General features: G+C 43.6%; 10 protein-coding genes and 1 pseudogene. 7 read left to right on the forward strand and 4 right to left on the reverse strand.

The window, feature by feature from the left end; translation table 11 throughout:
• On the reverse strand, window positions 1-555 hold a 555-nt coding region (locus tag B3X18_RS08365; protein ID WP_286935392.1), incomplete at its 3' end, for a PhoH family protein.
• A 38-nt stretch (window positions 556-593) separates the two neighbouring features.
• Window positions 594-2,052, reverse strand: a pseudogene (gene miaB / locus B3X18_RS08370) (tRNA (N6-isopentenyl adenosine(37)-C2)-methylthiotransferase MiaB).
• Window positions 2,053-2,322: 270 nt separating this feature from the next.
• Here miaB and B3X18_RS08375 point away from each other — a divergent pair.
• From B3X18_RS08375 to B3X18_RS08390, 4 genes are all read left to right on the forward strand, one after another.
• Window positions 2,323-4,242, forward strand: coding sequence for a lytic transglycosylase domain-containing protein (locus B3X18_RS08375; RefSeq protein WP_286935393.1), 1,920 nt, complete (start codon window positions 2,323-2,325; stop codon window positions 4,240-4,242).
• Window positions 4,243-4,289: 47 nt separating this feature from the next.
• A complete protein-coding gene (locus B3X18_RS08380) occupies window positions 4,290-4,946 on the forward strand; it encodes a ribonuclease T2 family protein (RefSeq protein ID WP_005024492.1) in 657 nt (218 codons plus the stop codon).
• Between the two features lie 201 nt (window positions 4,947-5,147).
• Window positions 5,148-6,134 carry a malate dehydrogenase gene (locus tag B3X18_RS08385; protein WP_005018414.1) on the forward strand — a complete coding sequence of 329 codons (987 nt, stop codon included), beginning with the start codon at window positions 5,148-5,150 and terminating at the stop codon, window positions 6,132-6,134.
• Between the two features lie 162 nt (window positions 6,135-6,296).
• Window positions 6,297-6,560: a DUF2789 family protein gene (locus B3X18_RS08390; RefSeq protein WP_005018415.1), complete on the forward strand. Its 264-nt coding sequence runs from the start codon at window positions 6,297-6,299 to the stop codon at window positions 6,558-6,560.
• 37 nt (window positions 6,561-6,597) lie between these two features.
• Here the strand turns inward: B3X18_RS08390 and B3X18_RS08395 are convergent, their stop codons facing one another.
• Together B3X18_RS08395 and B3X18_RS08400 are read right to left on the reverse strand one after the other, a co-directional pair.
• A complete protein-coding gene (locus B3X18_RS08395; RefSeq protein WP_005024495.1) occupies window positions 6,598-7,125 on the reverse strand; it encodes a hypothetical protein in 528 nt (175 codons plus the stop codon).
• 74 nt (window positions 7,126-7,199) lie between these two features.
• A complete protein-coding gene (locus tag B3X18_RS08400) occupies window positions 7,200-7,802 on the reverse strand; it encodes a 2OG-Fe(II) oxygenase (protein ID WP_005024498.1) in 603 nt (200 codons plus the stop codon).
• Between the two features lie 116 nt (window positions 7,803-7,918).
• On the opposite strand from B3X18_RS08400, the gene B3X18_RS08405 reads away from it, so the two are divergent.
• The 3 genes from B3X18_RS08405 to B3X18_RS08415 form a co-directional block, all read left to right on the forward strand.
• Window positions 7,919-8,776, forward strand: coding sequence for a 23S rRNA (adenine(2030)-N(6))-methyltransferase RlmJ (locus B3X18_RS08405; protein WP_005024500.1), 858 nt, complete (start codon window positions 7,919-7,921; stop codon window positions 8,774-8,776).
• Window positions 8,777-8,825: 49 nt separating this feature from the next.
• Window positions 8,826-9,656 carry a CDP-diacylglycerol--serine O-phosphatidyltransferase gene (pssA, locus tag B3X18_RS08410; protein WP_005024502.1) on the forward strand — a complete coding sequence of 277 codons (831 nt, stop codon included), beginning with the start codon at window positions 8,826-8,828 and terminating at the stop codon, window positions 9,654-9,656.
• Between the two features lie 19 nt (window positions 9,657-9,675).
• Window positions 9,676-10,369, forward strand: a 694-nt coding sequence (locus B3X18_RS08415) for a DUF6670 family protein (RefSeq protein ID WP_349679911.1), incomplete at its 3' end; no start/stop codon positions are given.

Here is a 10,369-nt window from a genome sequence, read left to right on the forward strand (position 1 = left end):
CGGCAGGAAGCCCAGCTTCTCACCTGCTTCTACCGCCGGACGGACCAAAAGAATTCTCTGGATTTCATTACGTTCTAGCATATCGACTGCAGCAGCAACCGCCAGATAGGTCTTACCTGTACCAGCAGGACCGATACCAAAAGAGATATCACTTTGCAAAATGCGCTGCACATAACGTTTCTGGTTGGCACCGCGTGGATTAATCCGGCCTTTTCGGGTCTGTAACCAGACACTGTCGAGGCCGGTATGTTCCTGCTCGGTATCATCCATCAGCTCGCGCTCGGTCTGACTGCCTTGAATCATCATATGCAGTACATCGGCACTGATCTGCTGCGAAACCTCGGCTTCTTCATGCAGTCGCTGTAACAGGCTTTCTGCCCGTTCAACTGCATCGATTTCACCATCTACAAAGAAGCTATCACCACGATGGGTAACTTTGACATCCAGACGCTGTTCAATCTGTTTCATATGTCCGTTATAAGCACCTAACATGCTCTTAAGGCGTTCCATAGAAATGCCAGGGAAACTTACTGTACGTCGAATCGCTGCAGTCAAGAGAAATCCTTTAAGTAATTTTTGTCGTTCCCCTTACATTACGCCACGTCAGGCTCAAGATTCAAGAGTTCTCCGTAAACTAAATTTAAAGTTTTAATTTCGGTAATTTCAATCTCGGCAAAACGTCCCACCCAGGCCGGGTCTCCGATAAAGGTAACCAGACGGGTATTATCGGCCGTACCGACTAGCAGGTTCGGATCCCTTTCTGAAATATTTTCAATCAGAACACGTTGAATCGTTCCTTGCATGGCATTTGTTTTTGCAATACTGGATTGCTTGATCCATTGCTGAACACGTGCTAAACGCTCTTTTTTCACTTCTTCCGGTGTGTCATCTGCCAGCTCTGAGGCTGGTGTACCAGGACGTTTGGAATAAATAAAGCTATAAGAGTGGTCAAAGTCCATTTCCTGAATAAACTGATAAGTTTCTTCAAAATTCTGATCAGTCTCGCCTGGAAATCCAATAATAAAATCACTTGATAAGTGCATATCGGGACGGACTTTGCGAAGCTTGGCTATTTTTTCAATATAAACATCAATAGTATGGTTACGCTTCATTGCCTGAAGTACGTCATTTGAACCACTTTGTACCGGCAAATGTAGGTGTGAGACCATTTGTGGCAAGTCGCGGTAACACTGAATCAGATCATCATTAAATTCTAACGGGTGTGAAGTGGTATAACGAACCCGACCAANNACCCGGAATTTCGGCCACCAGACGCAGCAGGTCAGCAAAGGTACAGATAGTGCCTTCGAAAGTCTCTCCACGATAGCCATTTACGTTCTGGCCAAGCAGATTGATTTCGCGAACGCCTTTTTCTGCCAGACCAGCAATCTCGGCCAGTACATCATCCAGCGGACGTGAAACTTCTTCACCACGGGTATAAGGAACTACACAAAACGAACAGTATTTTGAACAGCCTTCCATGATTGAAACAAAAGCTTTATAGCCTTCTACGCGTGGTTCGGGCAAAAAGTCAAATTTTTCAATATCCGGAAAGGAAATATCGACCAGCTTGATCTTCTCTTTCTTTGGCTTCTCAAGCTGGTCTATATGCTGGTCCAGCATTTGCGGTAAACGGTGCAGGGTTTGCGGGCCAAATACCATATCGACATAAGGCGCACGCTTTTGAATATTATCGCCTTCTTGTGAGGCCACACAGCCACCCACACCAATCACCAGGTCAGGATTCTGGTCTTTTAGCTTACGCCAGCGGCCCAGCTCACTAAACACTTTTTCCTGTGCTTTTTCACGGATTGAACATGTGTTCATCAGCAGGATATCGGCATCAGCCGGATTGCTGGTCAGGATATAGCCATGTGAGTCGCCTAAAAGGTCTGCCATACGGTGACTGTCATACTCATTCATCTGACACCCTTGCGTTTCAATATACAGTTTTTTAACTGGCATATTGTCGGCAGGGGTGTGCTGTGGCTGGGTAACAGTGTTTTCTGAGGCAGCTTTGGCACCATTTGGAATGAAGGTTTGAACCGTCATGTAGGCTCCTAAAGGATAATGATCAGATAACCGGCCTGAATATACATAGATCGACCGGTAAAGGGATTTTTAAGGTCGCACATTTTAACAGTATTTTTAACGAAAGCCCTAAAAATAAATTCAGTTCAGTTTGCGTTGATTTTACAGACAAAATTACTTTTGAATTAATGAGAGGTGAATCATGAGGTTACATAACACAACAGTAGTGATCATAAAGAATAATTAAACTATCGGTCCGGAACTGGGTTTTGCAGCTGGAAAAGGGCGGGTATGCATCTCAAGAAAAATAATTCATTAAGTAAATATGGATTAAAAAACAAAAGTTTTCAGCGCATCTTGCTTGGAAGCTTGATGAGTGTATTCGGTATACATTGTAGCCAGGCTGCTGACGAGCAGTTTAATGATGCCTTAAGGGCTGCCAACGCGGGTAATGTTGCGCTGTTAGATCAGTATCAGGCTGCTATGCAAAATGATGTGCTTGGCTATTATCCGGAATACTGGAAATTAAATACCAATCTGGGTTTTCAGTCGCCTTCAGCAATTATCAGCTTTGCCCAGCGGTATCCACAGGCTGCCATGACTGAGAAACTTGCCGCTGACTATGTAGAAGAAAAAGTAAAACAGGCTGATTATGCCAATGCCCAGCCAGTTTTGGCTTATGTAACCAATCCTGACCGTGCAGAGAGCTGTGCGGTTGCCCAGGTGCGGGCTAAGACTGGCGACCCTCTGGTCTTCGCCGAGTATAAGGATATATGGTTTACTACTGAATCCCAGCCTGATTCGTGTACCGGTTTGGGGCGTATGATGCTAGCCAGTCCATTAATGACTGCCCAAGATCGCCAGCAGCGTTTATGGGGACAACTACGGGCAGGACAGTCGGGTCAGGCGCTGGCAACGGCACAAACTATTGGGCTACCTTTATCATTGGCCCAGCTGAACCAGATTCAGGCTAATCCGCTTAATTATTTATGGTCTGCACCAAAAGCGACTCCAACTGATCATGCTTATCTGATTTTTGCCCTGGGACGTTTGGCCAATAACGAACTGGAAACAGCGTTATCTTCGGTAAAACGCGCGGCTGAGGGTACGCCTGCCGATGTACAACGCTATTTGTATCGCACAGTAGGTTATATTGGCGGTACTACTGTCATGAAGAATAATTTTAATCGGGAAGTCCTGAATGCTTTAGATACCAGCTATGGTTATCCATTTACCCCTGAAGAAGCAGAAATCTATGCGCGACAGGCGATTCGCTTTGGAGCGTGGGAGAGTGTAATCCGTGCGATTGATAGTATGACAGTCACCCAGAAACAGGAAGACCGCTGGCAATACTGGCTGGCCCGTAGCGTGGAAAAACGAAATGACAGTGGTTCACGCCAGACAGCACGAGCTATCTATAGTAAATTGGCCCAGGCAGGCGATGATTATCATAATCTGTTAGCAAAGGATCAGTTGGGCCAAAGGTACAGCAGTGTGCCGGGTAATCAGCAACCTTCTAGCCAAGACATGCAGCGGCTGAACCAGAATATTCATTTTAACCGTGCGTTTACCTTGCGCCGTATTAATGCACCAGATAGCTATATTAACCGTGAGTGGAACTGGGCAGTACGTCAGGCATACCTGAAGCAGGATGATGGTTTATTACTCGCTGCGGCGAAACGTGCTCATGATATGGGATGGTATGATCGAGCAATCTATGCCGCAGAACGTACAGTGAGACAGCATAATTACAGTTACCGTTATGCTACTCCACATCAGGGTACAGTGGTGAGTCATAGCCGCAATGTGGGAGTAGATCCTGCTTGGGCTTATGGACTTATGCGTCAGGAAAGCCGTTTTGTATCTTCTGCACGTTCACATGTNNGTTATAACCCGGCTGCCCTGACTGATATGAATACCAATATCCGCTACGGTACTTATTATCTGTCCATGATACAAAATCAGCTCAGTAATAACCCTGTATTGGCAACGGCTGGCTATAATGCCGGTCCGAACAGGGCTAAGCGCTGGCAGCCTGAATTTCAGAGTCTGACTGCTGATCAATATACGGAAGCCATTCCGTTACTTGAAACCCGTGACTACGTTAAAAATGTCATGGCAAATGCAACTCATTATGGGGTGCTATTGGGGCAAGGACCACAATCTATTCAGAACCGGATGAAAGTAATACCGGTCAGGAATACACCATAAGGGTCTGGTGAATTAATGTGTTACTGCAATTTATAGCTAGTTTTTCAATGAAGAAAATAAGTCTAAAGGCAACCTCTTCTTTTGCAGCTGCCGGATGTGTAACTGCTGTGATCGGGTTGTGTAGTTCTCCGGCCTTTGCTGCACCAGCTTTGCAGGGGTATGTGATGCGTGTGCAAATGACACCGGCAGTATGTGCACTGGACTCATCCAGACAGAAAACCCGCCAGTGTCTGGAAGGGTATTCATTGACGATTGCCGGTTTGCTGCCTGAAACAACAGAAGAAGACTGTACAACCAGTTCTTCTGCAAATCTGTCACCCATTCAGGCAAACGTTGTGTCGCGTATTATGCCGGGTGAAAATAGCCGTGCTCAGTTATGGCATAGCGTAGGAGGGTGTTTGCCAATGAATGCCAGCCAGTATTTCCGTACCATTATTAATTATGCCGAGCGCTTAAAAATACCTGCCGATCTGACCGGCTCAGTCAGTCGTCAAATGCAAAATAATTCATTAAAACAGCAGTTTTTAAAACTGAACCCTGCTTTGCCAAATAATGGAATACGCTTTAGTTGTGAAAGTTTAAGAGGCACACCTGTCTTGACAGAGGTTCAGGTATGTTACCGGGTTAATGGGCAGTATAAACAGTGCTCAAGTGAAGTCGTCTCCAGTTGTCCAGGTAGCTTTACCGTAAAAGGGGCATATTAAACAATTATTTGATGCTTAAAGATAATCTGAAAGTATGAAAAGGATTTCATTTATATTTCCTATCAGACTTTAGGGGAAATCCATTCTCTTTTACATGCATCTATCAGACGATTGGAGTACAATCTTTGCCGTTTATGTTTATTAAGATTAGATAGAACAGCTATTTAATCATTATGACGATCCTCAATTGGAGATAATTACATGAAGCAACCTGTTCGCGTTGCCGTTACTGGCGCTGCTGGTCAAATTGGTTACAGCCTGTTATTCCGTATCGCAAGCGGCGAAATGCTGGGTAAAGACCAACCAGTTATTCTTCAATTATTAGAAATTCCTGTTGAGAAAGCTCAACAAGCGCTGAAAGGCGTAATGATGGAACTAGACGACTGTGCTTTCCCATTGTTGGCGGGCATGATCGGTACTGATGATCCTAAAGTAGCATTCAAAGATGCTGATTACGCGCTTCTTGTGGGTTCACGCCCACGTGGTCCTGGTATGGAACGTGCTGACCTGCTTAAAGTGAACGGTGAAATCTTCATCGGTCAAGGTCAGGCGCTTAACGAAGTGGCTAGTCGTGACGTTAAAGTATTGGTTGTAGGTAACCCTGCAAACACCAATGCTTACATCGCAATGAAATCTGCTTCAGATCTTCCAGCGAAAAACTTTACAGCAATGCTACGTCTTGACCACAACCGTGCCTTGACTCAGCTTGCTCAAAAAGCAGGTGTTGCAGTTTCTGACATCGAAAACATGACTGTTTGGGGTAACCACTCTCCAACCATGTATGCTGACTATCGTTTTGCAACTGTGAACGGCGAAAGCTTGAAAGACAAAATCAACGATGCTGAATGGAACAAAGACGTATTCCTTCCAACTGTTGGTAAACGTGGCGCTGCGATTATCGAAGCGCGTGGCCTGTCTTCTGCTGCTTCTGCTGCAAATGCTGCTATCGACCATATGCGTGACTGGGCACTTGGTACAAACGGCAAATGGGTAACAATGGGTATTCCTTCTGATGGATCTTACGGCATTCCTGAAGGCGTAATGTTTGGTTTCCCTGTAACCACTGAAAACGGTGAATACAAAATCGTTCAAGGTCTTGAAATCGACGAATTCAGCCGTGAGCGCATTAACGTAACTCTGAACGAACTTGAAGAAGAGCGCGCAGCAGTTGCTGATATGCTTAAATAATCTATTTTTTAGATTGATAAAAAGCGCCTGTCATAGGCGCTTTTTTTATAGTCATCTTTAGATTTATCACAAAAGATAACAAGAATACATCGGCCTGTAGCCCTAATTTTCTGCGTATTTGTTAGTTTATAGATTGATGAAATAACAAATAGGAGTCAAGTTATGGTACTCGAACAACAACCCACTTTAGAATTATTATTTGAGCAATTAGGCTTACCTTCAGATGAAGCTTCTATAGACCAGTTTGCAAAAGATCATCAGCTTCCTTCTGATGTAATTTTACCAGAAGCAGATTTCTGGACACAGGGGCAGAGTTCTTTCCTGCGTGAACACTGGCATCAGGATGATGAATGGATTGTGATTATTGACAAGCTGAACCAGATGCTGCACGTTGAAGACGATAAAAATCCTAAGCATCCTGAATAAGAAAAAAGGCTCTTCTGTGAAGAGCCTTTGATTTCAATCAATGAACACGCGACTGAAGCAGTTTCATAAACCAGTCCTCATTACGCACAGCCTGAAAGGCAAAATGTTGTCGTAATGTTTCCCGATCAAACTCTTGAGTCTTGGTATATTTGCTCAGCCAGTGCCGGGTAAGAGCCAATTCATTTTTAGCAACAGATGCATAGCCTAAAATCAGAAAAATTTCACCATGCTCATAATGTGCCAATGGTTTTAAAATCTGCTGGGCAATTAAGGCAAAATGCGCTTCACGATTCAATTCAAAGAAAACCATATAAGCTTTAGCTAGCTGAATCGAGAGGTCAAGGTAAACCCTTAACGGCATTTCTTCATATTCCAGGCGGCCTTGTTCAAGAATGACAATAGCCTCCTGTAAGAAATGAACCTGTTCCTGACGATGATTGCTGCGATTTACCAGTTCCATGCGTAACTGCCCACGCTCAAGCGCCAGTTCAGGCGTACTGCATGACAAGAACAATTGATCTGTTTCACCGATGCGGGCTATCAGTTGCTTGGTATCTTCTAGCATTCGCCATTACTCTTATAAATATTAAGTTTATATATGAGGCTGGTTTTACAGATTTAAAGCGACCGGCCCGGCCTTTACCATAACACCGGTCCACTACGTAGCCATGCAGTAATAGACAGGCGCTGTTGTTGCGCCTTTAAGACTTCATGCAAAAGATCACTTTGAAAAATCACCAATCGATTGGGTGTGGGTTCAATAATATGCCAATCCTGATGTACATCCTGTAAGCGCAACTGCCCACCCCAGTGACTCTGCCATTGTTCATGTAAGTAGTAAACAGCAGAAAAAACCCGATCATTTTTTTGTTGGGGATTATCACGGTGTAAAGTATAAAACTCGCCAGCATTATAACAGGCGAAGTGAGCTTCAACTTCACGAATACTGGTAAAGAATGCCCGGTTAAGTGTGATAGCCAGTTGTTGCAAGGTGTTTATATGTTGCTGTGCAATAGGCAAATTCTCATTGATCCATAAAATATGGTCACTGCGGATTTGCGTAACCACTCCGTTTTGAACAGCAGCTTCCCGAAAACGATTAATATTTTCAGTACATTCTTCTACTAAATCATGCAAATAAGCTTGCTCATAGGCTCGATCAATAACTGCAAAACCATGTTGATGTAAATCACTGATCACTTGGTCAAGAGCCCAGGATTGCGGTAGAAGAACGTCTTCCATATCACCTCGAAAAAATAAGGATAAAAAGTAAGGGATTATTTTAGAATAAGAGAAGTTCCTTAAAGAAACATTTTTTCATGCTAAAATGCCTATTGAACTAAGGAATTAATGCAAAAATGAATTACCGTCACCATTTCCATGCAGGCAACTTTGCCGATGTTATGAAACATGTACTGTTGCTGCAATTGTTGACACGCCTGAATAGTAAAGACAAGCCTTATCGTTATATCGATACGCATGGCGGCGCGGGTCAATATGATCTGTCGTCTGCACCTGCACAAAAGTCTGGTGAATTTCTGACAGGTATTCACCGTTTGGTCAAGCTGGATGACTCAGTCAAGCGTAATGCACCAGAAGGCGTACAGCAATACCTGAAACTGGTTGAAAGTATGCGTAGCCAGCAGGGTCAAGGAGCTTATCCGGGCTCACCATGGTTTGCATTACAGGGAATGCGTGATATTGATAAAGCCACAGTGTTTGAAATGCAACGGGATATATTTCAGCAGTTACGTGACAATATTCGTGATTCACGTGCTGGGCTGCATGAACGTGATGCTTATGAGGGACTACTGGCCGTTATTCCACCGAAAGAAAAACGCGGTCTGGTCATGATTGATCCGCCTTATGAATTAGAACGTAAAGATTTTCCGCAATTGGTAGAGCTTTTACAGAATGCCTATAAAAAATGGCCGACGGGCGTATTTGCCGTGTGGTATCCGATTAAGGATCGCGCCATGATTGAGCGTTTTGAAAAGAAAATGATGAAGACCGGTATTCGCCGGCAGCTCATCTGTGAAATCTGTGTATGGCCGGATGATACGCCAGTCGGTTTAAATGGTTGTGGTTTACTGGTCATTAATCCGCCTTGGAAGTTTTCTGAAGATGCAGATGAGGCACTACAATGGTTGTTTCCACATCTGCGCATGCAGGAAATTGGCGGACATGCGGCAGTACGCTGGCTAGTTGGTGAATAATCTGTATTTTACCGTAAATTGGATAAGGTCATAGTTAGGACGTATAAGAATGACAAATATACCTAAGCCTGAACGGGATGATAATTCTCACGACTCATTTGATGGAATTACCTTTGAAGTAGTCGAAGAAGAGCATACTCATGAAGGGCAGAAAATAAGGCGTCGTGGAATTTATCTATGGCCGAACCTAATTACGACCGCAGCTTTACTTGCAGGGTTCTATTCAATAGTCGCGAGCATGAATGGAGTCTATAGTCAGGCCATTTATGCGATTTTTATTGCTGCGCTCTTAGATGGTCTGGATGGACGGGTAGCACGTGCCATTGGTGCACAAAGTGCTTTTGGTGAACAATTTGACTCATTGTCTGACCTGCTGGCTTTTGGCGTAGCGCCTGCAATGCTCATGTATAGCTGGAGTCTTAATGATCTTGGTCGTATTGGTTTAGCTTGCTGTTTTGTCTATACCGCTTGTGCCGCCTTCCGGTTAGCCCGTTTCAATGTGCAGATCGGAGTAGTCGATAAGCGTTATTTTATCGGGATTGCAAGTCCGTTGGCTGCAATCATTGTGGTTTCATTAATCTGGGTAGGAATAGATTTTCCAGCGATTTTTGATCTGCAGGACCGGGGAATTCAAGCCACCAATGCTGTCCTGATGCTGATTATCGGAATCCTGATGATTTCTAATATCAAGTATTACTCATTTAAACAGATGGATCGCAAACGTGTACCTTTTGCAGTCATGCTTCCTGTTGTTTTGATTCTTGCAGCAATTACGTACAATATACCTGTTGGAATACTGACTGTTTCTATTATTTATGCATTATCAGGTTTCATTACAACATTTTTGGCCCGAAGACATCAAAGTCGTATTATAACCTAACCAAATCAGGGGGTTCAGTATGGTTAAATTGATTACGTCGTTGAATCAATCACAGCAGCTGAACCCTAAATCATTTTCTAAACTGAACTTGGCTTATCATCCGCCTAAAGGCCGTTTTAAAATTATCCATCAGGGTCTGATTCTACCCAATCTGCCTGCTCCATTTCATTATCTTAATTTTATAAGTCTTATCGGCCAGCCCCGAATACCAGTATTTTTTAATCAAAGTGCCATTCTTGAGCAGGCGCTCGATACTGCAACAGTTTTGGTCAGCTCCAGTCCACATATGGTGGGGCAACTTAAAAGTTACTCTATAAAAGAACAGTGCCTTTTTAATTCTGATAATTTTTCCTTTGCAGATATTGATCAAGTATCTGGTGAATTACCTGCATTGCGAATCAAACACCAGTCACCCGAGTTTTCTATAGATTTAAATGTGGTGACTCTGCCTGTTCTTTCTCAATTTATAAAAATAAAATGGGGCTTATTCGAGCACTGGTCTTTGCTTTGCCAGTGTAAAGGCGAAGTTTACTACCAAGAACAGCGTTATTTAATTGAAGGAACCGGTAGCTTTGAATATGCCCGTGCTGCCAATATACCCGTAATTACCTGGTGCTTTTTTACCTATCAGGTTATTAATCTGAGTCCGTCCTTACAAGTTCTGCTTCTACAAATCCGTAATAATTTTAATCAACTTGTTCAATCACATCTTT

This window comes from Acinetobacter sp. UBA6571 (genome assembly GCF_002434085.1).
In the GTDB taxonomy this organism is placed as follows: domain Bacteria; phylum Pseudomonadota; class Gammaproteobacteria; order Pseudomonadales; family Moraxellaceae; genus Acinetobacter; species Acinetobacter radioresistens.

Coding starts and splice junctions, on each gene's coding strand:
- B3X18_RS08380 (WP_005024492.1), top strand. CDS start 4,290: ATGAAGAAAATAAGTCTAAAGGCAACCTCTTCTTTTGCAGCTGCCGGA.
- B3X18_RS08385 (WP_005018414.1), top strand. CDS start 5,148: ATGAAGCAACCTGTTCGCGTTGCCGTTACTGGCGCTGCTGGTCAAATT.
- B3X18_RS08390 (WP_005018415.1), top strand. CDS start 6,297: ATGGTACTCGAACAACAACCCACTTTAGAATTATTATTTGAGCAATTA.
- B3X18_RS08395 (WP_005024495.1), bottom strand. CDS start 7,125: ATGCTAGAAGATACCAAGCAACTGATAGCCCGCATCGGTGAAACAGAT.
- B3X18_RS08400 (WP_005024498.1), bottom strand. CDS start 7,802: ATGGAAGACGTTCTTCTACCGCAATCCTGGGCTCTTGACCAAGTGATC.
- B3X18_RS08405 (WP_005024500.1), top strand. CDS start 7,919: ATGAATTACCGTCACCATTTCCATGCAGGCAACTTTGCCGATGTTATG.
- pssA (WP_005024502.1), top strand. CDS start 8,826: ATGACAAATATACCTAAGCCTGAACGGGATGATAATTCTCACGACTCA.